This is a genomic window from Amycolatopsis sp. NPDC114478 (genome assembly GCF_055633805.1).
Map to the genome: position 1 here is coordinate 58,282 of NZ_JBVKDO010000004.1, position 23,655 is coordinate 81,936.

The 23,655-nt window shown below is 71.4% G+C and carries 32 protein-coding genes; 10 read left to right on the forward strand and 22 right to left on the reverse strand.

Annotated elements, in window-relative coordinates:
- Positions 1-56 precede the first annotated feature (56 nt).
- The 11 genes from ACZ7OH_RS12835 to ACZ7OH_RS12885 all read right to left on the reverse strand — a co-directional run bounded on the left by ACZ7OH_RS12835 (position 57) and on the right by ACZ7OH_RS12885 (position 5,016).
- Positions 57-836, reverse strand: coding sequence for a hypothetical protein (locus ACZ7OH_RS12835; protein WP_470280967.1), 780 nt, complete (start codon positions 834-836; stop codon positions 57-59).
- Positions 833-1,225, reverse strand: a complete 393-nt coding sequence (locus tag ACZ7OH_RS12840; RefSeq protein WP_470280968.1) for a hypothetical protein — start codon at positions 1,223-1,225, stop codon at positions 833-835. The genes ACZ7OH_RS12835 and ACZ7OH_RS12840 overlap by 4 nt, the downstream gene beginning before the upstream one ends.
- Positions 1,222-1,614: a C2H2-type zinc finger protein gene (locus ACZ7OH_RS12845; RefSeq protein ID WP_470280969.1), complete on the reverse strand. Its 393-nt coding sequence runs from the start codon at positions 1,612-1,614 to the stop codon at positions 1,222-1,224. The genes ACZ7OH_RS12840 and ACZ7OH_RS12845 overlap by 4 nt, the downstream gene beginning before the upstream one ends.
- Positions 1,611-1,787 carry a hypothetical protein gene (locus ACZ7OH_RS12850; RefSeq protein ID WP_470280970.1) on the reverse strand — a complete coding sequence of 59 codons (177 nt, stop codon included), beginning with the start codon at positions 1,785-1,787 and terminating at the stop codon, positions 1,611-1,613. The genes ACZ7OH_RS12845 and ACZ7OH_RS12850 overlap by 4 nt, the downstream gene beginning before the upstream one ends.
- Positions 1,787-2,143, reverse strand: coding sequence for a hypothetical protein (locus ACZ7OH_RS12855; protein WP_470280971.1), 357 nt, complete (start codon positions 2,141-2,143; stop codon positions 1,787-1,789). Before ACZ7OH_RS12855 ends, ACZ7OH_RS12850 begins: the two co-directional genes overlap by 1 nt.
- 387 nt (positions 2,144-2,530) lie before the next feature.
- Positions 2,531-2,776, reverse strand: coding sequence for a hypothetical protein (locus tag ACZ7OH_RS12860; RefSeq protein WP_470280972.1), 246 nt, complete (start codon positions 2,774-2,776; stop codon positions 2,531-2,533).
- On the reverse strand, positions 2,773-3,024 hold the full coding sequence (locus ACZ7OH_RS12865) for a helix-turn-helix domain-containing protein (RefSeq protein ID WP_158264154.1): 252 nt from the start codon (positions 3,022-3,024) through the stop codon (positions 2,773-2,775). The genes ACZ7OH_RS12860 and ACZ7OH_RS12865 overlap by 4 nt, the downstream gene beginning before the upstream one ends.
- Positions 3,025-3,536: 512 nt before the next feature.
- Positions 3,537-4,124 carry a hypothetical protein gene (locus tag ACZ7OH_RS12870; RefSeq protein WP_470280973.1) on the reverse strand — a complete coding sequence of 196 codons (588 nt, stop codon included), beginning with the start codon at positions 4,122-4,124 and terminating at the stop codon, positions 3,537-3,539.
- The gene (locus tag ACZ7OH_RS12875; RefSeq protein ID WP_470280974.1) at positions 4,121-4,615 is read right to left on the reverse strand and encodes a hypothetical protein; all 495 of its coding nucleotides are present in this window, start codon (positions 4,613-4,615) and stop codon (positions 4,121-4,123) included. The genes ACZ7OH_RS12870 and ACZ7OH_RS12875 overlap by 4 nt, the downstream gene beginning before the upstream one ends.
- Positions 4,616-4,807: a hypothetical protein gene (locus tag ACZ7OH_RS12880; RefSeq protein ID WP_470280975.1), complete on the reverse strand. Its 192-nt coding sequence runs from the start codon at positions 4,805-4,807 to the stop codon at positions 4,616-4,618.
- On the reverse strand, positions 4,804-5,016 hold the full coding sequence (locus ACZ7OH_RS12885) for a hypothetical protein (protein ID WP_470280976.1): 213 nt from the start codon (positions 5,014-5,016) through the stop codon (positions 4,804-4,806). The genes ACZ7OH_RS12880 and ACZ7OH_RS12885 overlap by 4 nt, the downstream gene beginning before the upstream one ends.
- Between ACZ7OH_RS12885 and ACZ7OH_RS12890 the strand changes: the two genes are divergently transcribed.
- Positions 5,011-5,163, forward strand: a complete 153-nt coding sequence (locus ACZ7OH_RS12890) for a hypothetical protein (RefSeq protein WP_470280977.1) — start codon at positions 5,011-5,013, stop codon at positions 5,161-5,163. The genes ACZ7OH_RS12885 and ACZ7OH_RS12890 overlap by 6 nt on opposite strands.
- A 493-nt stretch (positions 5,164-5,656) precedes the next feature.
- On the opposite strand, the gene ACZ7OH_RS12895 is transcribed toward ACZ7OH_RS12890, so the two are convergent.
- Positions 5,657-6,628 carry an AfsR/SARP family transcriptional regulator gene (locus ACZ7OH_RS12895; protein ID WP_470280978.1) on the reverse strand — a complete coding sequence of 324 codons (972 nt, stop codon included), beginning with the start codon at positions 6,626-6,628 and terminating at the stop codon, positions 5,657-5,659.
- Positions 6,629-6,700: 72 nt separating this feature from the next.
- Between ACZ7OH_RS12895 and ACZ7OH_RS12900 the strand changes: the two genes are divergently transcribed.
- On the forward strand, positions 6,701-7,630 hold the full coding sequence (locus ACZ7OH_RS12900) for an o-succinylbenzoate synthase (RefSeq protein ID WP_470280979.1): 930 nt from the start codon (positions 6,701-6,703) through the stop codon (positions 7,628-7,630).
- A 28-nt stretch (positions 7,631-7,658) separates the two neighbouring features.
- Here ACZ7OH_RS12900 and ACZ7OH_RS12905 read toward each other — a convergent pair whose 3' ends face one another.
- Complete coding sequence (locus ACZ7OH_RS12905; protein ID WP_470280980.1) at positions 7,659-8,432, reverse strand: nucleotidyltransferase domain-containing protein; 774 nt, start codon at positions 8,430-8,432, stop codon at positions 7,659-7,661.
- Between the two features lie 560 nt (positions 8,433-8,992).
- Between ACZ7OH_RS12905 and ACZ7OH_RS12910 the strand changes: the two genes are divergently transcribed.
- Both ACZ7OH_RS12910 and ACZ7OH_RS12915 read left to right on the forward strand, forming a co-directional pair.
- Positions 8,993-9,211, forward strand: coding sequence for a PspC domain-containing protein (locus ACZ7OH_RS12910; RefSeq protein WP_470280981.1), 219 nt, complete (start codon positions 8,993-8,995; stop codon positions 9,209-9,211).
- Between the two features lie 208 nt (positions 9,212-9,419).
- Positions 9,420-9,737: a hypothetical protein gene (locus ACZ7OH_RS12915; protein WP_470280982.1), complete on the forward strand. Its 318-nt coding sequence runs from the start codon at positions 9,420-9,422 to the stop codon at positions 9,735-9,737.
- 52 nt (positions 9,738-9,789) lie between these two features.
- On the opposite strand, the gene groL is transcribed toward ACZ7OH_RS12915, so the two are convergent.
- The 5 genes from groL to ACZ7OH_RS12940 all read right to left on the reverse strand — a co-directional run bounded on the left by groL (position 9,790) and on the right by ACZ7OH_RS12940 (position 14,932).
- Positions 9,790-11,418: a chaperonin GroEL gene (gene groL / locus ACZ7OH_RS12920; RefSeq protein ID WP_155540626.1), complete on the reverse strand. Its 1,629-nt coding sequence runs from the start codon at positions 11,416-11,418 to the stop codon at positions 9,790-9,792.
- 364 nt (positions 11,419-11,782) lie between these two features.
- Complete coding sequence (locus tag ACZ7OH_RS12925) at positions 11,783-13,246, reverse strand: serine/threonine-protein kinase (protein ID WP_470280983.1); 1,464 nt, start codon at positions 13,244-13,246, stop codon at positions 11,783-11,785.
- Between the two features lie 66 nt (positions 13,247-13,312).
- Positions 13,313-13,519, reverse strand: a complete 207-nt coding sequence (locus tag ACZ7OH_RS12930) for a cold-shock protein (RefSeq protein WP_086678989.1) — start codon at positions 13,517-13,519, stop codon at positions 13,313-13,315.
- Between the two features lie 112 nt (positions 13,520-13,631).
- Positions 13,632-14,255 carry an AIM24 family protein gene (locus ACZ7OH_RS12935; RefSeq protein ID WP_470280984.1) on the reverse strand — a complete coding sequence of 208 codons (624 nt, stop codon included), beginning with the start codon at positions 14,253-14,255 and terminating at the stop codon, positions 13,632-13,634.
- Positions 14,255-14,932: a TIGR00266 family protein gene (locus tag ACZ7OH_RS12940; RefSeq protein ID WP_400895818.1), complete on the reverse strand. Its 678-nt coding sequence runs from the start codon at positions 14,930-14,932 to the stop codon at positions 14,255-14,257. Before ACZ7OH_RS12940 ends, ACZ7OH_RS12935 begins: the two co-directional genes overlap by 1 nt.
- 73 nt (positions 14,933-15,005) lie before the next feature.
- Between ACZ7OH_RS12940 and moeA the strand changes: the two genes are divergently transcribed.
- The gene (moeA, locus tag ACZ7OH_RS12945) at positions 15,006-16,199 is read left to right on the forward strand and encodes a molybdopterin molybdotransferase MoeA (protein ID WP_470280985.1); all 1,194 of its coding nucleotides are present in this window, start codon (positions 15,006-15,008) and stop codon (positions 16,197-16,199) included.
- Here the strand turns inward: moeA and ACZ7OH_RS12950 are convergent.
- Positions 16,153-17,406, reverse strand: a complete 1,254-nt coding sequence (locus tag ACZ7OH_RS12950) for an MFS transporter (protein ID WP_470280986.1) — start codon at positions 17,404-17,406, stop codon at positions 16,153-16,155. The genes moeA and ACZ7OH_RS12950 overlap by 47 nt on opposite strands.
- Entirely contained in the window at positions 17,403-17,963 is a 561-nt protein-coding gene (locus tag ACZ7OH_RS12955; RefSeq protein ID WP_470280987.1) for an ArsR/SmtB family transcription factor, read from the reverse strand. The genes ACZ7OH_RS12950 and ACZ7OH_RS12955 overlap by 4 nt, the downstream gene beginning before the upstream one ends.
- Positions 17,964-18,035: 72 nt before the next feature.
- Here ACZ7OH_RS12955 and ACZ7OH_RS12960 point away from each other — a divergent pair, with 72 nt between their 5' ends.
- Positions 18,036-18,320: a GlsB/YeaQ/YmgE family stress response membrane protein gene (locus ACZ7OH_RS12960; RefSeq protein ID WP_470280988.1), complete on the forward strand. Its 285-nt coding sequence runs from the start codon at positions 18,036-18,038 to the stop codon at positions 18,318-18,320.
- Between the two features lie 40 nt (positions 18,321-18,360).
- Here the strand turns inward: ACZ7OH_RS12960 and ACZ7OH_RS12965 are convergent, their stop codons facing one another.
- Entirely contained in the window at positions 18,361-18,579 is a 219-nt protein-coding gene (locus ACZ7OH_RS12965; RefSeq protein WP_470280989.1) for a hypothetical protein, read from the reverse strand.
- A 259-nt stretch (positions 18,580-18,838) separates the two neighbouring features.
- Here ACZ7OH_RS12965 and ACZ7OH_RS12970 point away from each other — a divergent pair, with 259 nt between their 5' ends.
- Together ACZ7OH_RS12970 and pssA are read left to right on the forward strand one after the other, a co-directional pair.
- The gene (locus ACZ7OH_RS12970) at positions 18,839-19,564 is read left to right on the forward strand and encodes a phosphatidylserine decarboxylase (RefSeq protein ID WP_400895832.1); all 726 of its coding nucleotides are present in this window, start codon (positions 18,839-18,841) and stop codon (positions 19,562-19,564) included.
- Positions 19,565-19,567: 3 nt separating this feature from the next.
- On the forward strand, positions 19,568-20,524 hold the full coding sequence (pssA, locus tag ACZ7OH_RS12975; RefSeq protein ID WP_470280990.1) for a CDP-diacylglycerol--serine O-phosphatidyltransferase: 957 nt from the start codon (positions 19,568-19,570) through the stop codon (positions 20,522-20,524).
- Here the strand turns inward: pssA and ACZ7OH_RS12980 are convergent.
- On the reverse strand, positions 20,492-21,061 hold the full coding sequence (locus tag ACZ7OH_RS12980) for a TetR/AcrR family transcriptional regulator C-terminal domain-containing protein (protein ID WP_470280991.1): 570 nt from the start codon (positions 21,059-21,061) through the stop codon (positions 20,492-20,494). The genes pssA and ACZ7OH_RS12980 overlap by 33 nt on opposite strands.
- A 39-nt stretch (positions 21,062-21,100) precedes the next feature.
- On the opposite strand from ACZ7OH_RS12980, the gene ACZ7OH_RS12985 reads away from it, so the two are divergent.
- Both ACZ7OH_RS12985 and ACZ7OH_RS12990 read left to right on the forward strand, forming a co-directional pair.
- Positions 21,101-21,367 (forward strand): hypothetical protein, encoded by a 267-nt coding sequence (locus ACZ7OH_RS12985; protein WP_470280992.1) that lies wholly within the window; start codon positions 21,101-21,103, stop codon positions 21,365-21,367.
- A gap of 5 nt (positions 21,368-21,372) precedes the next feature.
- Positions 21,373-23,643: an AAA family ATPase gene (locus ACZ7OH_RS12990; RefSeq protein ID WP_470280993.1), complete on the forward strand. Its 2,271-nt coding sequence runs from the start codon at positions 21,373-21,375 to the stop codon at positions 23,641-23,643.
- Positions 23,644-23,655: the final 12 nt, after the last annotated feature.

Sequence of the window (23,655 nt, forward strand, 5' to 3'; positions counted from 1 at the left end):
ACCGGCAGGAGGTGGGCTTCTGCGTGGTGCGCGAGGTGCTGGTGGCGGCGGTCCGGTCACCCGGCCAGCGGCAGGGGCGGCGGGACGATCACCTCCCCGACGTAGTCGCGGGCGTTCCCGCAAGCGCGGGCGACCTGCTGGATGTAGCGGAACTCGCGCAGCTGGTCCGGCCCGGCGGTCATCGGGTAGAGGTCGGCGCCGTCGGCGCGCACGTGGATCACGGCGCAACCGTCGACCTCGATCATGGGCTGCTCGTGGCCGGCCTCGTCGACGTAGTTGTCGGCGTAGCGGTATCCGGCGAGCTGCCAGGCGGTTTCGCCGAACACCCCGGAGCGGGAGGTCTTGATGTCGCAGAGCAGCCGCGTGCCCAGGGTTGGGAAGTCCGCGACCAGGTCACAGGTCCCGGCCCAGCCGTAGGAGTGCGACACCACCACGAACTCGACCAGCACCGGTTCCAGCCGGAACCGGTCGAGCAGGTCTACATACGCATCGACGTGCCCGGCCAGCGCCTCGGGTACCTCGACTTCCTGCCCGGCGACCAGTCGTTCGGCGAGGCCGTGGACTTCGGTTCCGCGCCGCGCGGCGGCGTCACGGTCGGCGAAGCGCGCCCCGTTCAGCTCTTTCAGCCGGGCCGAGGTCGGCAGCTCGGCGAGGGCGTCCCAGTGGTCAATCGCGTATTCCGCGGTCGTGCGCGCCGCCCAGTTCATCAGCGCGGGCTTCGGGACGCCGTCGGACAGGATCGTCGTGACGCCGGGGACCTTCAGGCCGTGGGCGTCGACGTAGGAGTGGCCCTTGCCGTGGTTCTTCCGGCGGATCGGCGGGGTGTACTCGCTCACCACGGGTCGTCCACGTCTTGGTCGAACTCGGGGCCGGGGTGCGGCCACAGCTCCGCCGGGTCCCGCTCCTCGGCGACATCATCCTCGGCGTCCTGGTCGAGAGGCAGTTCGACGTTCCCGGTGCGGCGGCCGTAGTGCACGCGCAGCAGGCGATGCAGGGTCGCGGCGTCAGTCGACGAGGCGGGGCACGGCTCGATGGCGACGAACTCGGCGGTGGCCACGGCTGAACCGGTCCGGGCGTTGGTGCGGATCTCGCGTGCCCGCAGCAGTACCACGGCGGCGTGGGTCTCGCCGGGCTGCTCGACCAGGGATGAGGCGATCGCCGTCAGGCCGTTGCGGTCCCCGGCGGGAAGCGCGGCCGAGAGCTTGACCGAGGCGTCGGGGCTCACTTGATCACCACCAGGGCGTTGCGGGCCTGCCGGAGCTTCTTCTCCGCCTTCAGCGCGCGGGTGCGCCACGCGTCGCGGTCCTCGGTGACGGCGATCAGCGTGTCCAGCCGAGCCATCAGCTCGGCCAGCGGCAGGTTCAGCGAGTCCTTGGCGCTCGGGGCGGCGCTCTTGCGGGTGCGTCCGGTGTGCTTGCCCAGGTGTGGGCGGATCGAGTTCGGGTTCGGCGAGGTGTAGTCGCAGTGCTGGCAGCCGTAGACGACCGTCCCGTTCGCGAGGGTGAGCACGCGGGTCTGCGGCTGGTAGATCGTGTTGCCGCCGTTGTCGCGGAACGGGGCTTCGCGGGGTTCGTCGGAGACGACTGCAACGCCGTTGACTTCGGTGGCGGTCATCGGCGGACGTCCTGTTCGGTCCGGTGCGCCGGTTCCCGCTCGCCCCAGATGATCAGGCCAAGCACGAGGTCGGCGACGACGGCGATCCAGCTCCAGCCGTCGTGGGCGTTGCCGAGGTCTAGGAGGAACAGGCGGAACAGCAGGAGCAGGGCGACGATGCGCAGGCTGTGCATCAGGTGGTCCTTCGCTTGCGGGGGAACTTCAGGTGCGGGCGGCGGCGGGTGACCTGGTAGGTCGCCCACAGCTCGGGGTGCTCGCGGCGCAGCCGGGGAATGTCGACACCGGGCCGTTCTTCGATCTCGCGCACCACGGCCGGCAGGCCATCGACGGTGCCGATCTCGGCCTCGCCGAGCAGGGCAAGGAGTTCGGCTTCAACGCGGTCCAGTTCGGCGCGTGCGCGGCCTGCGGCGGAGCTGGCGCGACGCCAGCGGGCCAGCAGTTCGGTGTGCGAGTCGAGGCTGACGTTGCGCGCTTCGTCCGGGGCCGGAGACCGCGGTTGCGGCTCGCGGCGGGGTTGATCGGGGTTCACTGGTTTCTCCGAGACGGCGCGGGGATCGTGGCAGCCGGTGGGGACCGAGGCGACCTACCCGGCGGAGGGAGGAGCCCGGTCGGGGTCGGGTTCCTGCGGCTCGTCGGGGTTCTCGGCGGGCTTGCCGTGTCCGGGGCGACGCCGGTGGCGGGGTCGGGCTCCAGGGGCGAGGCCGCCGGCCAAGCCGTGCCAGGCGGTCTCGAGCCAGGAGGCGAGCCGCCACACGAGCCACAGTGGTCCCTCGATCAGGACGGCCCGCACGGTTTCGGCGTGCGCGGGGCATTCAGCCATAATTGGGCGCCTTTCAGCAGGAAGGTGGAGTGGTGCGCCCGCCCGCCGGAGCTGGGGGCGTCCAGACGCGGGCGGGCGCACCGGCGCGGTCGGGCCTCAGACCGCGCGTTCCGCTCGCCGGGGACGCGGACGTCCGGCGCGGGTCCGCGTGCTCGGGGTCCCGACGGGCGGTGGTTTCGGGAGCGGCCGGATCACGGCCGTCATGCGAGCGACAGCGTCATCAGGCAACGGCGGCGCGGCCGCCAGCGCGGCTTCGATGCACGCCAAGTGCTCGCCGGTCGGCCGGATCCCGTGCTCGGCGAGATACCGCTGTGTCCACTCGCGATCCAGGACGGCGCTCATGCGGCGTCCGCCCCGTCGCGGGCGTACGGGCCTACGAGGTCGAGGTCGGTGAAGACGAACAGACTGCCCCGGGACACGCCAAGGGCGTCTTCGATCCCGGCGGCGGTGTCCACTCGGACTGTCGTCCGCTTGCCCTGCATCAGGAGGTTGATCGCGGTCGGGCTGATCCCGATCTGCCTGGCCAGCCATCGCTGGCTGCCCGCTGCCTGCACCTGCTCGGCCAACGCCGGCAGGTCGCGCACACGCACGGAGACCGTCATACGGAGTGGCCCTTCATCTCACTCGTGGCGCAGCGGTCGGCAGGGGTGGGCGTCTGCGTGGTGCGCGAGGATCACGTTTTCTCGGGGACTGCGATGCCACCGTAATCACGCGGATCGCAGTTCGTCAACCTGTCGCAACAATGTGACGCCGTCCACTTTAGGTTAACGCCTGCCCGCAGACACGAACGGAGTACTTCCGCGAGTCGAGATACTCCGTCTCGGTGATCAACATTGCTTTCACCAGCGGTTACACCGGTGGGGAAACGTCGTTGACGCCAGCGGTTACACCGGTCTTGACGCCGGTAGTTACACCAGTCTTTAACCTTAAGCCGCTATGCCATACGCAGGCGATTATGCCAAAGATACAAAATGTCAAAATGGCAAAAGCGCGCCCGCTTGACCTCCCGAAGGAGGTGCAAACGGGCGCGCTCTATGCACCTATTCCGGATTCGAAACTGCGATGCGGGATTCCCGATGGCGGACCTGCCGGGTGCTCACCGCTACCGTCGGCGGGACACCAGTCGCCACGCCACCGTGGCCATCTCCAGCACCGGCAACGCCGCGAACTTCGTCCGGAACTCGGGTTTGGCCTTGGCCGCGTCCGAGTCGTAGACGGTGAGGATCGCGTTCGCGGTCTGCGGGTCGACGGGCACGCCGTCGACCTTGCGGGCGACGAACTTGTCCCTGATCTCCCGCAAGATCTCGAAGCGGTCAGCGTCCGGTTCGGGCTCCGGCAGGCTGTCGGCGAAGTCGGCCATCTCCGAGTACGACAGCCAGTCCTCAGTGTCGTGGCACGCCTCGCACATCACCGCCCGGGGATCGTCGGTCAACTCCGGGGTCGCCGACCTGCTCATGCAGGCCGGACGGCCGGAGTTCGACGGCGAGCCGAAGTGGACGACGCCGTTCGCGGCCAGGTAGGCGTCACGCCACCCGTCCTGGAACCGGCCCATGATCGCGGCCGCGCCGGTGCCGACCGGCATATCCCCGATCGTGTCCATCACGACCTCGCTGAGCGCGGGCGCATTCGGCAGCCCCGCCCGGTACGCCTCGCGGCCGGCCTCGAACACGGGGTCCTGTTCCTCGGTCACCGGGCGGCCTCCCGTCGGCGGACTTCCAGCACCCGTTCCCGCTTGACGGGATGAGACCACGGGAATCCCGCATCGACGGCCACGGTGACGCGGTTGACCTTGAGCAGCTTGAACCAACCATCTCCCGTGCGCACGTCGGTCGCCGAGCGCAGTTCCTCCTCGGTGTAGGGCACCGGCGCCGACGCACGCAGCATCTCGACTCGGCCCAGGCATCCCCGGTACCGAGTTTCGGCGGCCTGGTACGCCTTATATGACTCCATATCCTTGCCGAACTTCGCGTCTGCACGCTTGGCTTGTGTCGGCGTGGTGCGCCGCCGGATGCCGGACACGGTGGCCGGATCGGTTTCGAACTCCGAGCGCGGCGCGGTGCGCCCCTCGAACACCGCCTTCTTCTGGTCACGTTCGGCCTCGGCCGTCTTCAGTGCAGCTTCGGCAAGGGCGAGAACTTCCGCGTGGTTGTCCACCGTCACATTGCTGTGCAAGGCCACCATCTACGACTCCCTCCGCCGCGCGGTCTTGTCGTGCAGCAGGATCGGCAGCTCGTGCCCGAGGTAGTTCATGTCGCCGTCGATCCGGTCTGGTCGTCTGGTGACCGTCCAGCCCGAAAGGACGGTCACGTCCCACCTCGCCAGTTGCTCGGCCGTGACGACCTTCTCGCCGAATTGCATCTCGCCGCTTCTCACGCCTGGTCCTCCTGCCTGGGCGTCGGCAGGTCCTCGGCCTCGTCCAGCGGCCGCACGGCGAAGTGCGTGATCCAGTGCCCTCCGCCGATGAACTGCGCCGCCCGCAGGCTTCCGTCGCGCACGGCCGAGTCCCGGTCGGTGGCGTCCACGATGGCGACCACCGTCACGGTGGGGTCTTCCAGCGTGAGTTCGACTCGGTACGGGTGCATCGGCTCCGGCGTAGAGTCCGCACGGCGCGCCTCACGGGCCTTGCCGAGGACCGTCTGCGGACCGGCGTCCAAGAAGACGTGCGCGCGTTCCGCGCGGTGATCGCGTACGCGCCCCTCGACGTCGTCGCCGACGACCGCTGGTCCTGATTCTGGGCGCGCTTGAACCACGTGATCGGTTTGAGCCACGTTTGGCCCCTTTCAACTCTGTCCGGGTCAACGCCAGGGAACCCCCTGGCAGGCGCCATGGACCCTACCTGGAAAGTGGCAAAAACGGCTTCTACCTGCACAAACGAGGTACTTTGACGATCAAGAGCAGAATTCCCAAGCTAAAGGCTCGGAACCGAAATGCGGTCGACCCTCTGGGTGACGCGGACTGCATAAGGCGCGGCGCAGACCGACCATCACGGCATGAGCGATGAGCATGTTCGCGAGGTCGGAGTCCAGCGAGTGCCCGCGAGCGGTGGAGCGTGCTGGCAGTGCGGTCTCCCAGCAGTCAGCGGTGAGAAGCTCCCCGGTCGGCGTCATAAGGTGCGGCTGCTCTGCGAGCGACACGACCACCTGGTGTTCGGCCAGCCCGTGCAGACAAGGAAGCTCTGAACCCGGGCCAGTCCGGATCGTTGACGTGCGAAAACCCGTACGCCTAGCCCAACCGGGTGAATGTGTGCGGTTTTTCGGGTACGGGCTTGCCGATGCCGCCCATGCCCTCGACCGACGCGATCGGCGTCGACTTGTCGGCCTCGGCCGCTTCCGGCAGCAGCGCGTGCAACGCCTTGAGGTCGCACTCGCGCCCGGAGAACGTCGGCAGGTCGGCGGGCAGCTGGTGCGGCACCTGCGGCTCGGCGCCCAGCCGGTAGCGCGCCGGGGCGGTGTGCCCGTCGTCGGTCCCGGTCAGGATCGCCTGGCGGGTGCGCTGCAGCGCGGGCCCGGGGTCGAGGCCGAGCTCCTCGGCCAGCACGCCGCTGATCCGGCGGTGGACGTCGAGCGCCTCCGCCTGGCGGCCCGACCGGTACAGCGCGACCATCAGCTGCTCGTGCAAGCGCTCCCGCAGCGGGTTTTCCCTGGTCAGCCGGGTCAGTTCGGGGACGACGGTGCTGTACTCGCCGACGTCGAGCAGGGCGTCGGCCCACTGCTCGCGCACGCGCAGCCGTTCTTCGGCGAGCTGGCCGACCTCGTCGCGGTGCAGCGCGTCCGACTCGACGTTCAGCAGCGCCGGGCCGCGCCACTGCGCGAGCGCGTCGGCGAAGTGCGCGGCCGCCTGACGGCTTTCGCCGCGGTCCACCGCGGCCTTGCCCCGGGTGGCGAGGGTGCGGAACCGGGAGAGGTCGAGGAGGTCGTCGTCGAGCTCGATCAGGTAGCCGCCGCTCTCGGTGCGGATCGCGACCTGGTCGCCGAGGGCGCGGCGCAGGCGCAGCACGTACGTCTGGAGCGCGCCCTTGGAGCGGCGGCGGTCGTCGTTCCAGAGCCAGCGGCCCAGTTCGTCGACCGGCACGACCCGGTTCGCGCGCAGCAAAAGCCCGGCCAGCACGATCAACGGCCGACTGCCCCCGAGCGGTACCGGGTGGCCGTCGGCCGTGACCTCGGCCGGACCCAGCACGCGGAAGTCGAGGACCACGGGAACATTCTGGCCGGTAACGCGCTGTTCGGCAGCCGTTCGGCAGAAGTCGGGATGGCATGATCGGCGGTGATGAAGGTCTACGCGATCCCCCTGCGCAACCGCTTCCGCGGCATCACCGTCCGGGAAGGCGTCCTGCTGCCCGGCCCGGCGGGCTGGGGCGAGTTCTGCCCGTTCGCCGACTATTCGGACGCCGAGAGCGTGCCGTGGCTGCACGCGGCGCTGGAAGCGAGCGAGTCCGGCTGGCCGGCGCCGGTCCGCGACCGGGTCGAGGTGAACACGACGGTGCCGGTCGTCGACGCGGAAAAGGCGTACGAACTGGTCCGGGCGTCCGGCTGCCGCACGGCCAAGGTGAAGGTCGCGGACCCGCGCTCGTCCCTGGCCGACGACTGCGACCGGGTGGCGGCGGTCCGCGACGCGCTCGGCCCGTCCGGCGCGGTCCGCGTCGACGCGAACATGGCGTGGGACGTCGACACGGCGGTCCACGCGATCACCGAGCTCGACAAGGCGGCGGGCGGGCTGGAGTACGCGGAGCAGCCGTGCCCGACGATCGACGACTTGGCGGCGGTCCGCCGCCGGGTATCGGTCCGCATCGCGGCCGACGAGTCGATCCGCCGCGCGGAGGACCCGCTGAAGGTGGCGGTCGCGGGAGCGGCGGACATCGCGGTGCTGAAGGTGTCCCCGTTGGGCGGCGTGCGACGGGCGTTGGAGGTCGCCGAGGCGTGCGGACTGCCGTGCGTGGTGTCGTCGGCGGTGGAGACGAGCGTCGGCATAGCGGCGGGTCTGGCGCTGGCCGGCGCGTTGCCTTCGCTGGATTTCGCGTGCGGCTTGGGGACGATTTCGTTGCTGGAGGGGGACGTCTGCGCGTCACCACTGTCCCCTGTGGACGGTTACCTGCCGGTGCCGCGGCAGGCTCCGGAACCGACGGACGCGTACCCGGCGTCGCCCGAGGTCGAGGCGGCGTGGCGGGCTCGGCTCGAGCGGGTGCGCGGGTTGTCGTGAGTGGGAAACCGGTTTCCCACTCACGACGTCACGCCGCCGCTTGCCAGGCCGAGCCGTAGGCCCGCACGAGCCAGCGGTCGGCCCAGTCGCGGTCCGGCTCCTCCGGCAGGGGTGAAGCACCCCGGACCAGCCGCTCGAGCCGGTCTTCCAGCTCGGCGGCGGCCGCGAGGGCTTCGTCCTGCGTGTGCTTCCCCCGTCGCAGATCGCGCAGCCAGGTCAGCCAGGGTTCGGCGATCGGCAGCGTCATCCGGCCGGTCTCGAGCAGCTCGACGCCCTGCACGCCGAGGCGCACCATGTGCATGGCGTACTTGGTGTCGAAGCCGTACTTCTCGATGAGCTCCGGCCGGTTGACCTTGATGGCGCCGTCGAGCATCCGCTGCCGCTGGGTCCGCAGGTAGCCGGCGAACCGCAGGCCCGCCTGCCGCGACACGACCTTCGCCGCGTTCGCGCGCAGCTCGTGGCCGAGCTCGGTGATCCGCACGATCTCGTGGTCGGGCACGAAGAGCGGCAGCAGGACGGTCGGGTTCCCGGTGAGGGCGAGCCGCATCCACTTGCGCAGCGAGTAGACGATGAGGTCGAGATCGCCGGGCCCGGACCGGACGCCTTCGGGCTGGGTGCGGAAGACGTACTGCTCGAACCGCCGCAGCCCGCTGACGTACTCGGCGGGCTCCACGCACAGGCCCATTTCGTCGCGGTCGTCCTGACCGTCGACGGCGGTGCCGTGCAGCCCGGACCCGACCTGGCAGCGCAGGATCGTGCCCCGCTCGGCGATGGCGGCGAACTCCGGGGTGTCGTGCTTCATGGTCCGAAGTTGTACCGGGCACCCCGGACCGGGAGCACGTGGTTTTCCGCCGGCCGCGCGCCGGACCCCCTTGCCGAAGCCGTGGCGGTCGAGCAGGTCCGGCCTCGGTCGGTCCGCGACTGCGGCCGCTCATCCACGCGGCGAGTGGCCGGGGCGCTGACCGTGTCGCACGCCTGCCAGCTGCCGGGAAAACCCACTGCCGCGGGGATCAAACGTCCCCCGTCGCTCGGCTGTTTCCAGCCGTCATCGCAACACTGCTGGTCGGTGGAGCCGAGTAACTGCGGAATGCGTTCGGCGGGTCCCAGTCGAGGGTCATTCGGGGTCGGTTCAAGCTGCGTTGCCGGGGTGCGTGCGGGTGACGGAAGCAGACCGCCTCTCCGCTGGCCTGGGTGAACTGCCGTGCCCGGCACCGCCCGATCCGCCACTTCGGCCGTCCTGAGGACGACTCGCGGCGAGCAAACCCAACATCGCCCCCGAGCGTGTCCCCGAGGTCAAGTTCAGGGTCGGGGTCCGGGCCGTTCCCGATGTGGCGGCACCCCGCCCGCAGACACCATTGAGCCATGACCAACAGCGTGTACACCCCGGAAACCACCAAGAAGCTCCGCCGCAGCACGAGCGACAAGATGCTCACCGGTGTCTGCGGTGGCTGGGCCACCTACCTCGGCATCGACGCCAGCGTCCTGCGCATCGGCATGGTCGCCGCCGTCTTCCTCTCCGTCGGCATCGCCATTCCCATCTACGTCGCCGCCGCGATCCTGACGCCGGAAGAGGACTCCTGACGCCGGGCGGGCGCCGGCTCGCAGGGGGAGCCGGTGCCCGCCGGATGCCGGGGTGGCACTGAAAACGGGGGACGCCGCCGTCGGGGGACGCGGCGAGCCAACGGCCCGGACGCCCAGGGGAGCGTCCGGGCCGTTCGGCGTAGATCCCTACTCCGACCAGCCCAAAAGCCCGACGTGAACCCCGTACGAGGGGTTAGGGTTCGCGGTCGTGGATCAAGGCAGCAGAACGGCGGCGAAGATCGTCGTCGGGATTCTGGGTGGGCTTTACCTGATCGCCGGGCTGGGGCTGACCGCCTACGCCGCGTTCCTCGCGCTCGACGACCCCGGCGGCCGGTCCGCAACGAAGGTCGTGCTCTACAGCGCCGCCGCGCTCGCGATCTGGGTGCTGCTCACCGGCATCGGCGCGGTCGTCCTCGCGATGGAAGCCGAAGAAACGAGCACGGCCTGGCTCGGGGGTCTCTTCGTGCTCGCGCTCGGCGTCGTGGTCGCGGGCGCGTTCGCCGTGTGGTTCTTCACGAAGCCATGAGAAAAGCCCGGCCCGCCGAAGCGGACCGGGCTTTCCGATCAAGAAGCCGGACTCAGAAGTCCATGCCACCCATGCCACCGGACGGGTCGGCGGGAGCGGCCGAAGCCTTCTCCGGCTTGTCCGCCACGACGGCCTCGGTGGTCAGGAACAGCGCCGCGATGGACGCGGCGTTCTGCAGCGCGGACCGGGTGACCTTCGTCGGGTCCGGCACGCCGGCGGCGAGCAGGTCCTCGTAGACACCCGTGGCGGCGTTGAGGCCGTGCCCCTGCGGCAGGCCCTTGACCTTCTCCACCACGACGCCGCCTTCGAGGCCGGCGTTGATCGCGATCTGCTTGAGCGGGGCCTCGACGGCCACCTTGACGATGTTGGCGCCAGTGGCCTCGTCGCCCTCGAGCTTCAGGCCCGCGAACGCGGCCTCGGCGGCCTGGATCAGGGCCACGCCACCACCGGCGACGATGCCCTCTTCCACGGCGGCCTTGGCGTTGCGCACCGCGTCCTCGATGCGGTGCTTGCGCTCCTTGAGCTCGACCTCGGTCGCGGCGCCGGCCTTGATGACGGCCACGCCGCCGGCCAGCTTCGCGAGCCGCTCCTGCAGCTTCTCGCGGTCGTAGTCCGAGTCCGAGTTGTCGATCTCGGCGCGGATCTGGTTGACGCGACCCTGGATCTGGTCAGCGTCGCCCGCACCCTCGACGATGGTCGTCTCGTCCTTGGTGATGACGGCCTTGCGGGCCTTGCCCAGCAGGGACAGGTCCGCGTTCTCCAGCTTGAGGCCGACGTCCTCGGAGATGACCTGGCCACCGGTCAGGATCGCGATGTCCTGCAGGATCGCCTTGCGGCGGTCACCGAAGCCCGGGGCCTTGACGGCGACGGACTTGAAGGTGCCGCGCATCTTGTTGACGATGAGGGTGGCCAGGGCCTCGCCCTCGACGTCCTCGGCGATGATCAGCAGCGGCTTGCCGGACTGGATGACCTTCTCCAGCAGCGGCAGGACGTCCTTGACGGTGGAGATCTTGGAGCCGAAGAGGAGGATGTACGGGTCCTCGAGCTCGGCTTCCTGACGCTCCGGGTCGGTCACGAAGTAACCGGAGATGTAGCCCTTGTCGAAGCGCATGCCCTCGGTGAGCTCGAGCTCGAGGCCGAAGGTGTTGCTCTCCTCGACGGTGACGACGCCTTCCTTGCCGACCTTGTCCAGCGCCTCGGCGATCAGCTCGCCGATGGTGCGGTCAGCGGCCGAGATCGAGGCGGTAGCAGCGATCTGCTCCTTGGTCTCGATCTGGACGGCGGCCTTGTGCAGCTGCTCGGTGATGGCCTCGACGGCCGCCTCGATGCCGCGCTTCAGGCTGATGGGGTCGGCGCCGGCGGCGACGTTGCGGAGGCCTTCCTTGACGAGGGCCTGCGCGAGCACGGTGGCGGTGGTGGTGCCGTCACCCGCGACGTCGTCGGTCTTCTTGGCGACCTCTTTGACGAGCTCGGCCCCGATCTTCTCCCACGGGTCCTCGAGCTCGATCTCCTTGGCGATGGAGACACCGTCGTTGGTGATGGTCGGCGCGCCCCACTTCTTCTCGAGCACGACGTTCCGGCCCCGCGGGCCGAGGGTCACCTTGACGGCTTCGGCGAGGATGTTCAAGCCGCGCTCAAGACCGCGGCGGGCGTCCTCGTCGAACGCGATCAGTTTGGCCATTGCGGTGTGGTCCTCCGGTATTGGGCGCCACCGCCGCGCTGTGTTTCTTGCAGCGGCGGCAGCAGGACTCTTCCTCGGCCAGGCTCGGTGCCCGCGACGGACGACTGCACCCGGGTGGGGGTCAGCCTCACCGTCCCGACCTTTGGCACTCGACGGCGTCGAGTGCCAACACCGTGTTTAGCACTCTCGGGTGGAGAGTGCAAGAAGACCTGCTCAGCGCCGCACGATCTCGCGAGCCCGACCGCGGCCCGGTCCGGGCCGGTTCGGCAACGGAGATCACCGTCGAGACTACCCGGGCCTCACTCGGCGTTCCGGCGGTGATCCTCGCGACCATCGCCGGGGCCACCGCGCTCGCCGCGAGCCCTCAGGAGCTCGGCTTGATGGGGATCGAGGTCGGGGGCGCGTTCAGCGACGAACTCGGGTTGCCCTGCGAGCCACCCGGTCCGACCGGGATGTTCGGGGCCGTCGTCGTGCCGCCACCGCCACCACCGCCGTCGCTGAACAGGAAGATCGCGCCCACGACCAGCCCGGCCAGGACCAACACGCCAAGGGCGATGAAGATCCACTTCTTGCCGCCGCTGCTCTTCGGCTGGTGGAACGCGCCCGCGCCGCCCGCGGGCATCGGGGGACGCAGCCGCATCGGGTCCTGGCCGTAGCCCTGCGGGGGCATGCCCTGGGGCGGCATCCCCGGCTGCTGCGGGTAGCCGTAACCGGGGGGCGGGCCCTGCTGCGGGTAGCCGTACCCGGGCGGCGGCCCCTGCGGCGGCATTCCCTGCGGAGGCATCCCCTGGGGCGGCGGGCCACCGGGACCGGGGCCCTGGCCGTAGCCGGGCTGCTGCTGTCCTCCGTACGGGTGCACGGGGGTCCCCTCTCCCTGCGGCGCGCTGTTCTGGTGCGGTCCCTGTTGTACCTGACCATGGCGCTGCGGCGCGGGGATTCCACCCGAATTGGACCCGGGTGGGCCCGGTGGGGTGTCCGACGCCGCCTGGGCGCCGAGCGCGCGGCGGGCGGCCGCGACCATCTCGACGCAGCTGGGGTAGCGGTCGGCCGGGTTCTTGGCCATGCCGCGGCGGACCACCTCGTCGATCGCCGGCGGCAGCGCGACCACCCGGGAGATCGACGGCGGCTCGCCGTTGAGGTGGCCCTTGATCACCGTCGGGACGTCGCCCTTGAACGGCGGGCTGCCGGTGAGGCACGCGTAGAGGACGCACGTCAGCGCGTACTGGTCGGTGCGCCCGTCCAGCGGCTCGCCGCGCAGGTGCTCGGGCGCCGCGTACGTCGGGGAGCCGAGGAAGTCGCCGCCGCGCGTGCGGTGCCCCGTCGCGCCGCGGCGCGTCAGCCCGAAGTCGGCGACGTACACGTGCTCGCGCGAAGTCTCCTTCTTGGTCACGAGCACGTTGGCCGGCTTGACGTCGAGGTGGACCAGACCACGGTTGTGCAGCGTGTCGAGGGCGTCCGCGACCTGGTCGAGCATCGTCAACGCGCGCGCCGGGGCGATCGGGCCGCCCGAGATCAACCCGGCGAGATCGCCGCCGTCGACCATGCGCATGGCGATGTAGAGCATGCCGTCGAGCTCGCCGAAGTCGTACAGGGGCACGACGTTGGCGTGGTCGATCGCGGACGTGTTGCGCGCCTCGTCGACGAACCGCTCGCGGAACTCGGCGTCGGCCCCGAGGTGGTCACCGATGACCTTCAGCGCCACCTTGCGGCCGAGACGCACGTCCGTGGCCTTGTAGGTCACGCTCATGCCGCCTTTGCCGAGCACCCCGTCGATGCGGTAGTTGCCCAGCCGGCGACCGGTGAGGTCCCCCGACACATCGCCTGTCACGCCCGGCAGCCTAACGTCCCAGGTTCACGGGCTGCCGGGGGTTCGCCAATCGGGTGATGAAGGTCCTCAGGAGACCTTGCGCACGTCGGCGGCCTGGCTGCGCCCGTCACGCCCGGACTGGACTTCGAACTCGACGCGGTCGCCTTCGTCCAAAGTGCGGAATCCTTCGGCCTGGATGGCCGAATAGTGGACGAACACGTCCGGACCTTCGGTGGATTCGATGAACCCGTAGCCCTTTTCCGAGTTGAACCATTTGACGGTGCCGACAGCCACGGCGCCCTCCCTCAGCACAAAGGATCCGCTGGCCCGAGCGGATGCCAGCGGCGGAAGTGCCAATCACGCTACCGGAATTATTGCCCTCGGCAATGGGCAATTCGTTTGAAGATCACACCGAAGAAAGGCGTCTGTTCCGCGCTTGCACGAGCACCGTCCCGGGCCCCGCGAAGTCGACCGCGAGCCCCTCGCCCGTGCGCAGCGACTGCGGCCCGCCGGGATCGAGCGCCCGCAGCCGGCACTGGACGGTGTCCGGGTAGGCCAGCAGGTAGTCCGGCCGGACGGTGACCAGCTCGCCATGGCCGAGTTCGAACGCGTCCACCGGGCCGGGCGCGGCCAGCACGAGCGGCCCGGTTCCGCTGTAGTGCTCGAGGAACCCGGAGTCGGCGCCGAAGAGCTGCTGCAGCGGCGCCCAGCCCGCGTCGTGCCGGACCGACGACGGCCGGACCAGCACGGCGTCGCGGTGCACCGACCAGCCCGTGCCGCCGCCGAGGTCGAGCGGGTAGACGTCGCCGGGGCGCAGCGGCGCGAAGTCGAGCCAGCCGCCGTCGGCGGGAGCGGTGTAGACGGTCGCCGTGGCCTTGCCCGCGCGGACGCCGCCGCGGCCCGCCGGCGCCTCGGTGACGCCGAACCGGCTGGCGAGCAACGTGTCCGGCGCGGCCTGCACCGACTCGCCCGGGTCGAGCAGGACGCGGGCGACGCCGAAGCCCGGCGTGTGCCGGGTCTGGACGCGCATCAGCGGGACGGGACGTGCGAGACGATCCAGCTGACCAGCGCGGACGGGTTGCGCGTCTGCGTCATGATCTGGCCGGGACCGACGAAGTCGAAGACGAGCCCTTCGCCGCTCTTCATGGACTGGATGATGCCCGTCGCGACCTTCCGGATCTGGTACTGCACGGTGTCGGCGTACGCGACGACGTGCCCGGTGTCGATCGTCACCATCTCGCCTTGCTGCAGCGTGATCGTCTCGACGGCGCCGTAGCAGGCGACGAGCAGCTGGCCCTGGCCGGTGGCATGGGTCAGGAACCCGCCCTCGCCGCCCATCAGGTTCTTCATGCCGCCCCACTTGGTTTCCGTCTGCACGCCGTGCGACGACGCGAGCCAGCAGCCGCGGGTGACGGCCCAGCCGGTGCGGCCGTCGAGGGTGATCACCTGGATGTCGCCGGGCAGGTTGGCCGCGACGTCGACCCAGCCGCCGTTCTGCGGCGCGGTGAAGGTGGAGATGAAGAAGGACTCGCCGGAGAGGAACGCGCGCCCGAGGCCCTTCATGATCCCGCCCTGTGCCTGCGACTGGACCTGCACGCCGTAGCTGGTGGCCATCATGGCGCCGGACTCGACCTGGCACGGCTCCCCCGGCGCCAGCATCAGCCGGGCCACGGCGAACGAGGGCTGTTGACGGACTCCGACCTGCATGCGTGCTCCCCTGCTGCGTGCTCTCGACGGGGCAGAGTCTTGCACGCCTGGGAAAGGCGGGGAGGATGGTCCGGTGATCTCCGTCGACGACTACCGCGACAAGGTGGCCGCGCTCCTGGGCACCTCCCCCGCGACCGCCCTGCCCCTCGCCGCCGCGGCCGGCCTCGTGCTCGCCGAGGACGTCCGGGCCGGCGTCTCCCTCCCGCCCTTCGACAACTCCGCGATGGACGGCTACGCGGTCCGCGCCGCCGACGTCACCACCGCGCCGGTGACCCTGCCGGTGGCCGATGACATCCCGGCGGGCCGGGTCGACGTCCAGCCGCTCGAACCGGGCACCGCGCACCGGATCATGACCGGCGCCCCGCTGCCGCCCGGCGCGGACGCCGTCGTGATGGTCGAGGACACCGACGGTGGCACCGAAACCGTGACCATCTCCGCCGCCGCCCAGGAGGGCGCGCACATCCGGCGGACCGGCGAAGACGTCGTCGCCGACAGCGTCGCGCTGCACGCCGGGACCGTCCTCGGTCATTCCCAGCTCGGCCTGGCGGCCGCGGTCGGGCTCGCCGAGGTGCGGGTGCACCGGCCGCTGCGGGTGCTGGTCGCCTCCACCGGCACCGAGCTGATCGACGCGCCCGCGCCGTTGCGGCACGGCCAGATCTACGAGTCCAACAGCGTGATGCTCGCGGCGGCGATCCGCGGCCTCGGCTGCGAGGTCGAGGTGGTCCGCAGCGTCGTCGACGACGTCGAGGAGTTCCGCAAGGTCATCGAGCCGAAGCTCGCCGACGCCGACCTGCTGGTCACCTCCGGCGGCGTCAGCGCGGGCGCCTATGAAGTGGTGAAGGACGCGTTGTCCGGCCAGGGCGTCGAGTTCGCGAAGATCGCGATGCAGCCGGGCGGGCCGCAGGGCTGCGGGCGCTGGCAGGGCGTGCCGGTCGTGACGCTGCCCGGCAACCCCGTCAGCGTGCTCGTGTCGTTCGAGGCGTTCCTGCGCCCGGCGCTGCTGACGGCCATGGGCCACACGGACGTCTCGCGCCGGCGCGCGCGGGCCCGGCTGACCGAGGCGATGTCCTCGCCCGGCGGCCGCCGTCAGTACCGCCGGGGCGTGTTCACGCCGTCCGACCGCGAGGTCACCGGGGTCGTCGGGCCGCGCGGCGGGCCGGGTTCGCACCTGCTGGCCGCGTTCACGCAGGCCAACTGCCTGATCGTGCTGCCGGAAGACGTCACGTCGGCAGCGGTTGGCGACGAGGTGGACGTCCTGCTGCTCTGACCGGGAACTCGCGCAGCTTCCGGAAGGGCGCGAGGACCGGGAGCGCGGCGACCAGCACCACGGACGCCACCCAGAGCGTCTCGCGGACGCCGATCACTTCGCCGAGCACGCCGCCGAGGATGCCGGCCAGCGGGATCGTGCCGTAGGCGGCGAGCGAGGCGCTCGAGGTGATCCGGCTGAACAGCTCCGGCGGGCAGTACGCCTGCCGGAACGTCGTCGTGAGCACGTTCGAGGCCACGACGCCCGCGCACACGCCGAACACGCCCAGGACGAACAGCGACAGCCGCCACCCCGGTCCGCTCAGCGGCCCGAGCACCATCATCGGCGCCGCGGCCACCTCGCACAGCAGGAACGCGCGGGCGGTGCCGAAGCGCGCCCCGAGCCGTCCGGCCAGGGCGGCGCCGAGGATCCCGCCGGCCGCGGCGAGCGCGAGCACCAGGCCGACCAGGCCCGGCGCGGCACCGAGCGTGCGGGACAGGAAGACGATCTGGATGGAGCTGTAGCCGGTCAGCGCGAGGTTCGACACCGCGCTGAACACCATTAAGGACCGCAGGTACCGGTCGCCCATGACGAACCGCAGTCCTTCGGCGATCTGGCTGCGCAACGGCGTCCGCGCCGCCGGCGCCACGGTCTCGCGCACCGGGATCGCCCGCACGCACAACACGGAGACACCGAAGCTGACCGCGTCGGCGAGGATGCCGCTGACCGGGCCGAACGCATGCGCCAGCAGACCGGCCAGGCCCGGGCCGCCGACCTGGGTCGCCGACTCGCTGCCGTGCAGCTTCGCGTTGGCTTCCAGCAGGTCGTCCTTGTCGAGCAGGACAGGCAGGTAGGCCCGGTAAGCGAGGGTGAAGAACACCTTCGCGACCCCGCCGAGCAGGGCGGCGGCCAGCAGGAGCGGCATGGACAGCGCGCCGAAGACGGCGGCGAGCGGGACGCTGCCGAACACCGCCATCGACACCGTGTTGCAGAGCAGCATGACCGGGCGCTTCGGCAGCCGGTCGACCCAGGCGCCGGCGGGCAGGCCGACGACCAGCCACGGCAGCCAGGCGACCGCGGTCAGCAGCGCGACTTCGAAGGTGCTCGCCCGCAGCGTGACCACCGCGACCAGCGGCAACGCCGTGCTCGCGACCATGCTGCCGAGCATGCTCGTGGTCTCGCCGGTCCAGAGCAGCCGGAAGTCCCTGTTCCCCCAGAGCCCCTTCACGGCTTGCCCAGCGAAGCCCGCGCGGCGAAGAAGACGGCGTGGCGTTCGACGCCGTCACCGGGTTCGGCGCGGTTCTCGAACTCGGCCAGCAGCAGGAGGATGCGTTCGTTCAGTTCTTCCAGGTCGGCGGCGGACAGGCGCATCCAGGTGTCCGTGCTGAACGCGACGCCACGCCACTGCGGCGGGTAGGTCTCCCGGGTGGCGATCCACTCGCGCGCGATCGCCGTCTGGTGGTCGAGGGTCAGCACCTCGGCCGCCTCCGCGATCGGGTCGTCGGGGAAGTCCGCGGACGCCCACCGGAGGGTTTTGACACTGCGCTTCCACCAGCGTTCGCGCTGGTCACGGGCCAGTTCGGGGGCCTCCTCGACCAACTTGGCCGCGGCCAGCACCTTCATGTGGTGACTGATGTTGCCGACCGCCTGGTCGGTCTTGGCCGCCAGCATCGACGCCGTGGCCGGGCCGTCGAGGTGGAGCAGTTCCATCAACCGCCGCCGCAGCGGGTGCGACACCGCCGCCAGCACCTTCGAATCCCGGATGTCCCGGACCTCGTCACTCATGACGCACAAGAGTAGTTGTACAACAGCTCTTGTGCAATGACTCTTGTGCGTCTGCTCGCGTAAGCTCCCGCCATGGGTTTCGTCGCATGGGTGATCTTCGGGGCGATCGTCGGCTGGGCCGCCAACCTGGTCGTCGGCGGCCGGGACCGGCGCCGGCAGGGCTGCCTGGTCAGCGTGCTCGTCGGCGTGGTCGGCGCGGCACTGGGCGGCCTGCTCTACCGGCTCGCCACCGGCCAGGCGAAGACGTTCGACTTCGACTTCCCGAGCTTCGGCGTGGCCATCCTCGGCGCCGTCGTGCTGCTGGCGATCCTGCGGCTCGTGACCGGTGTCGGCCGCCGCCCGAGTGACCGTTCGTAACTATTTGCCGGACGAACGGTGATCAACCGGCGATCGGCCGCTAAACTGCTTCCTCACGCGCGTCTCCCGGTGGCCGGGTGCGTGCGCCGTCGGGGGGCGGATGCACCCGGCCCCGGTTTCCCTTCTTCGCCTCGATCACCACGTCGACGGCGCGCAGCGGGTCCACCAGGGACGGCAGCGGTACCTCGTCGATCTCCGCTCGCCACGCGCACAGCAGCTCGTCGAGGCGGGCGTCGGCTGGATCGAGGTGATCGGTCATCGTCCCCTCACAAAGGCTTTGGCAGGTGCGCGCGGCAGCGCCCCGAACGGCGTCAACTACTGAGAGTTGTCGCTGAATTCGACCAAGCGTTACCGGGATGTGGTCCCTCCCACCCGCTGCGGGGACACCCTCGCGAGGGAGCCGACCAGGGGCACGCGGCGAGTCCCACCTGGGGCAGCGGTAGCGTGGTGGCGCCCGTACGCGGCCGCCGGACCCCGGCGCCGACCGTTCTTCCGACACGAAACCAGGGGACCCGACCATGAGCGGCACCCGGCCGGAGCCCGCCGGCAATCCCGTCGCGCACGCCGTCCAGCTCGCCCGCGAGACGCTGCCGCCGATGCACCCGGCCGGCCGCCCGTTCGTGGCGGGCGGGGTCGCCGCGACGCTGCTCGCCCGCCGGTTCTCCAAGCGCCTGGGCGTCCTCGGCGCGCTCACGACCGTGGCGATGGCCGCGTTCTTCCGCGAGCCGAAGCGGGTCCCGCCGCCGCGTGACGGCGTCGCGCTCGCGTCGGCCGACGGGCTCGTGTCGCTGATCGAGGAAGCCGTCCCGCCCGCCGAGCTGGGCCTGCCGGCCGAGCCGCGGATGCGCGTGTCGGTGTTCCTCTCGGTGTTCGACGTGCACGTCCAGCGCGTGCCGGCGAACGGCGTGATCGAGCGCGTCGCCTACCGGCCCGGCAAGTTCCTCTCCGCCGACCTGGACAAGGCCAGCGACGACAACGAACGCAACTCCGTGCTGATGCGCACCGAAGACGGCCACGAGCTCGTCGTCGTGCAGATCGCCGGGCTGGTCGCGCGCCGCATCCTCTGCGAGATCCGCGAGGGCGACAAGGTCGGCGCCGCCGCGACGTACGGCATCATCCGCTTCGGCTCGCGGGTCGACCTCTACCTTCCGCCGGGCTCGACGGTGCTGGTCAGCAAGGGCCAGCGCACGATCGGCGGCGAGACCGTGATCGCCGAACTCCCTGCCGCGCCTGCGAAAGGCTGATCGATGGTCCGCGTGACCACCCCGGGCGTCCGGCTGCTGCCCAACGCCATCACCGTGCTCGCGCTGTGCGCGGGGCTGTCGGCCGTGCAGTTCGCGCTGACGAAGAACTACGCGATGGCGATCGCCTCGATCGGCATCGCGGCGGTGCTCGACAGCCTGGACGGCCGGATCGCCCGCCTCCTCGACGCGACGTCGAAGATGGGCGCGGAGCTGGACTCGCTGTCCGACGGCATTTCGTTCGGCGTCGCGCCGGCGCTGGTCATCTACGTGTGGCAGACGGGCGCGGACCGGATCGGCTGGGTGGCGTCGCTGATCTTCGCCGTCTGCATGATCCTGCGGCTGGCGCGCTTCAACACGCTGCTGGACGACACCGAGCAGCCGCCGTACGCGAGCGAGTTCTTCGTCGGCGTCCCGGCGCCGGCCGGTGGCCTGCTGGCGATGCTGCCGCTGGTGGCGTACCTGCAGTGGGGTTCCGGCTGGTGGTCCTCGCAGTACGTCGTGTGGGCGTGGACGATCGCGATCGCGGCGCTGCTGATCAGCCGCATCCCGACGTTGTCGCTGAAGACGGTCAAGGCACCGGCCAAGGCGATCGCGCCGCTGCTGATCGGCGTCGCCCTGCTGGCCGCGGCGATCATCCAGTTCCCGCTGGTCGCGCTGATCGCGGCGATGATCCTGTACCTGGCGCACATCCCGTACTCGGTCTACCGGCACCGCTGGCTGGCGGCGCACCCGGAGGCGTGGACGGTCCCGCCGCGCGAGCGCCGCGCGATCCGCCGGGCCCGCTCCCCGCGCCGGCTGGGGTTGCGTCCCCCGCTGCGCCGCCGGGTAGCGGGAGCGGCGATGCGGGCGGTCCGCCTGCCCCGGACCGGCGAGACGGTCCGCACCCCGCGCGGCGCCTCGCAGAACGGCCAGGGGCCGCGCCGCCGCTCATGGCGCCAGATCGGCCTGCGCCGCAAGTAGCCCGCCGATCAGCAGGTCCAGCTGGTAGCCGAAGTCCTGCACGCAGTCGCCGGTCTCCAACGCGGGCAGCACGCGGCGCAGGCTCGGTAGCTCCTCGGCCGTCACCATCCGCCGGAAGTACGCGACCACCGGCTCCGCGCGTTCGGGCTTCCCGTCGCCGGTCCCGGCCGTGCCGGTGAGCACCGAGCCGAACAGCATCCCCAGCAGCGACCGGTAGCTCCGGGCCGCGGCTTCTTCGTCCAGGCCGGCGTCGAGCAAGGCGTGCAGCAGCGCGTCGATGACCTTCAGCGCCCCCGCCGAGCGCGGGTTCGCGTCCTGCGCCGCCAGGGCGCGGACCACCACCGGGTGCCGCGTGAAGCTCGCGTGCAGCTCCGCGGCCAGCGACCGCAGCCGGGCGTCCCACGGCGACGCGGGATCCGGCAGCGGCACCTCTTCGAAGACCCGGGCGGTGAGCCCGTCGAGCAGATCGCCCTTGTTCTCGACGTGGTTGTACAGCGACATCGCCTCGACACCGGCCTCGGCCGCGACCTTGCGCATCGACAGCGCCGCTTGGCCGCCCGGTTCCGCTGGCTGCTCGTGCGCGACGCAGACACCAAAGCCGCGATCGCCGCCTACAACCGCGAGACCGCCGAGGCGTCCTGGGCGAAGTACGGCCACCTCGTCGAAGCACGCGCCCTCGCCTCCGCCCGGCACCTCGTCCGCAACCTCCACCGCGTGCCCGTGCTGGCCAGCCTGCTCGCCGTCGCCTACACGACCCAGCCCGGCTTCCGCCCGGCGGCGCGCGCGGCGGTGGAGGACATCACCTACTTCGACGCCTGGGACCGCTCCGCATCGCTAGGGTGAACGGCGTGAGCCACCCGCAGATCACGCTGACCGTCCGGCACACGCCGTCCGCGCTGGACACCCGGCGCGGCGTCGTCCGGTTGCACCCCGAAGTCCTCGACGCGCTCGGCCTGCGGGCCTGGGACGCCGTGCACCTCACCGGGGCCCGGGTCAGCGCCGCCCTGGCCGCGCCGGCCGATGAGGCCGACGTGCCCGGGATCGTCCTCACCGACGACGTCACCATGTCGAACCTCGGCGTCACCGAGGGGGCCGAGGTCGTGGTCGCGCCCGCGGACGTCTCCGCGGCGAAGACGGTCACCGTCGCCGGGTCGCGGCTGGCCAGCGTCTCGGTCAGCCCGCACATGCTGCGGCTCGCCCTCATCGGCAAGGTGCTCACCGTCGGGGACGCCGTTTCCCTGCTGCCGCAGGACCTCGCGCCGCAGCCGGGGTCCGACCCGGCCGGCCTGCGCGGCCAGCTGTCGCGGGCGATCGGCGCGACCTGGACCAACGAGCTGCTCACCGTCACCGCGACCGAGCCGGCGGGCACCGTCGCCGTCGGACCGTCCACAGTGGTCGTCTGGCGCGACGGCGCCCGGCCCGCCCCCGAGCCCGCCGCGCCCCGGACCGCGACCGCGCTCGTCCGCACCTCCGCCGTCACCGCGGCCGAGGAGTGGATCGACGCCGAGATCGTCGAAGACGAAGTCGCCGTGGTCGAGGAGACCGCCGAACCGGTCGTCCCGCTGGCCGACCTCATCGGCGCCGAAGCCGCCGCGCGCAAGCTCGACGAGTGGTTCGACCTGGCGTTCCACCGCCCGGAGCTGCTGGCCCGGCTGGGCGCGCCCGCCCACCTCGGCGTCCTGCTGTCCGGCCCCGAGGGCGTCGGCAAGGCGACGCTCGTGCGGTCGGTGGCGCACGAGGCCGGCATCCGCGTCGTGCCGGTGGCCGCGCCGAACCTCGCCGTGCTGGACCCGAACGTCGCGGTCGCGCGCCTGCGCGAGGCCGTCCGCGCCGCCGACGGGCCCACGGTGCTGCTGCTCACCGACGTCGACGCGCTGCTGCCCGCGGCCACGCCGCCGCCGGTCGCGACCGTCGTGCTGGAGGAGCTGCGGACGGCGTTGCGCCGCGAACGCTTCGCCGTCGTCGCGACGACGGCCCGCGCGGAGTCCGCCGACCCGCGGCTGCGCGCCGCCGACCTGCTGGACCGCGAGCTCAGCCTCGCGCTGCCGGACGCGAAGACGCGCCGGGAACTGCTGAACGTCCTGCTCCGCGACGTCCCGCTCGACACCGGCATCGACTGCGGCGTCCTCGCCGAGCGGACGCCGGGGTTCGTCGCCGCGGACCTCATCGCCCTGCGGCGCGACGCCGCGTTGCGGGCCGCGCTGCGTCAGCGCGAGGCCGAGGAGCCGCGCATTTCGCAGCAGGACCTGCTGGACGCGCTGGCCACCGTCCGGCCGGTGTCGATGTCCACTTCGGACAACTTGGCCACCGGCGGCCTGACGCTGGACGACGTCGGCAACATGGTCGACGTCAAGCAGTCGCTCACCGAAGCCGTGCTGTGGCCGCTGCGGTACCCGGACTCGTTCGCGCGGCTCGGCGTCGAACCGCCGCGCGGGGTGCTGCTGTACGGGCCGCCCGGCGGCGGCAAGACGTTCCTGGTGCGGGCGCTGGCCGGCACCGGCGCGCTGAACGTCTTCGCGGTCAAGGGCGCCGAGCTGATGGACAAGTGGGTCGGCGAGTCCGAGCGCGCGGTGCGGGAGCTGTTCCGCCGGGCCGCCGAGGCAGCGCCGTCGCTGATCTTCCTGGACGAGATCGACGCGCTGGCCCCGCGCCGGGGCCAGTCGTCGGACTCCGGCGTCGCCGACCGCGTGGTCGCGGCGCTGCTGACCGAGCTCGACGGCGTCGAGCCGATGCGCGAGGTCGTCGTGCTGGGCGCGACGAACCGGCCGGAGCTGGTCGACCCGGCGCTGCTGCGGCCGGGCCGGCTGGAGCGCCGCGTCTACGTGCCGCCGCCGGACGCCGAGGCCCGCGCCGCGATCCTCGTGGCCAGCTCGAAGAACACGCCGCTGGCGTCCGATGTGGACCTCACCGCGGTGGCGTCCACTCTGGACGGCTACTCGGCGGCCGACTGCGCGGCGCTGATCCGCGAGGCGGCGCTGACGGCGATGCGCGAGTCGCTGGAGGCCCGCGAGGTCACCGCGGCGCACCTGGAAAAGGCCCGCAGGACGGTCCGCCCGAGCCTCGACCCGGCGCAGCTCGCGACGCTGGAGGCGTACGCGAAGACGCAGGCCGGGGAGTGAGTGAAGGGGCCA

Bases quoted from the DNA above. Each gene is read 5' to 3' on its own strand.
- ACZ7OH_RS12845 (WP_470280969.1), bottom strand. From the start codon at position 1,614: ATGACCGCCACCGAAGTCAACGGCGTTGCAGTCGTCTCCGACGAACCC.
- ACZ7OH_RS12850 (WP_470280970.1), bottom strand. From the start codon at position 1,787: ATGCACAGCCTGCGCATCGTCGCCCTGCTCCTGCTGTTCCGCCTGTTC.
- ACZ7OH_RS12860 (WP_470280972.1), bottom strand. From the start codon at position 2,776: ATGAGCGCCGTCCTGGATCGCGAGTGGACACAGCGGTATCTCGCCGAG.
- ACZ7OH_RS12875 (WP_470280974.1), bottom strand. From the start codon at position 4,615: ATGGTGGCCTTGCACAGCAATGTGACGGTGGACAACCACGCGGAAGTT.
- ACZ7OH_RS12885 (WP_470280976.1), bottom strand. From the start codon at position 5,016: ATGCACCCGTACCGAGTCGAACTCACGCTGGAAGACCCCACCGTGACG.
- ACZ7OH_RS12900 (WP_470280979.1), top strand. From the start codon at position 6,701: ATGAAGGTCTACGCGATCCCCCTGCGCAACCGCTTCCGCGGCATCACC.
- ACZ7OH_RS12905 (WP_470280980.1), bottom strand. From the start codon at position 8,432: ATGAAGCACGACACCCCGGAGTTCGCCGCCATCGCCGAGCGGGGCACG.
- ACZ7OH_RS12910 (WP_470280981.1), top strand. From the start codon at position 8,993: ATGACCAACAGCGTGTACACCCCGGAAACCACCAAGAAGCTCCGCCGC.
- groL (WP_155540626.1), bottom strand. From the start codon at position 11,418: ATGGCCAAACTGATCGCGTTCGACGAGGACGCCCGCCGCGGTCTTGAG.
- ACZ7OH_RS12935 (WP_470280984.1), bottom strand. From the start codon at position 14,255: ATGCGCGTCCAGACCCGGCACACGCCGGGCTTCGGCGTCGCCCGCGTC.
- ACZ7OH_RS12940 (WP_400895818.1), bottom strand. From the start codon at position 14,932: ATGCAGGTCGGAGTCCGTCAACAGCCCTCGTTCGCCGTGGCCCGGCTG.
- ACZ7OH_RS12955 (WP_470280987.1), bottom strand. From the start codon at position 17,963: ATGAGTGACGAGGTCCGGGACATCCGGGATTCGAAGGTGCTGGCGGCG.
- ACZ7OH_RS12960 (WP_470280988.1), top strand. From the start codon at position 18,036: ATGGGTTTCGTCGCATGGGTGATCTTCGGGGCGATCGTCGGCTGGGCC.
- ACZ7OH_RS12965 (WP_470280989.1), bottom strand. From the start codon at position 18,579: ATGACCGATCACCTCGATCCAGCCGACGCCCGCCTCGACGAGCTGCTG.
- ACZ7OH_RS12970 (WP_400895832.1), top strand. From the start codon at position 18,839: ATGAGCGGCACCCGGCCGGAGCCCGCCGGCAATCCCGTCGCGCACGCC.
- pssA (WP_470280990.1), top strand. From the start codon at position 19,568: ATGGTCCGCGTGACCACCCCGGGCGTCCGGCTGCTGCCCAACGCCATC.
- ACZ7OH_RS12980 (WP_470280991.1), bottom strand. From the start codon at position 21,061: ATGCGCAAGGTCGCGGCCGAGGCCGGTGTCGAGGCGATGTCGCTGTAC.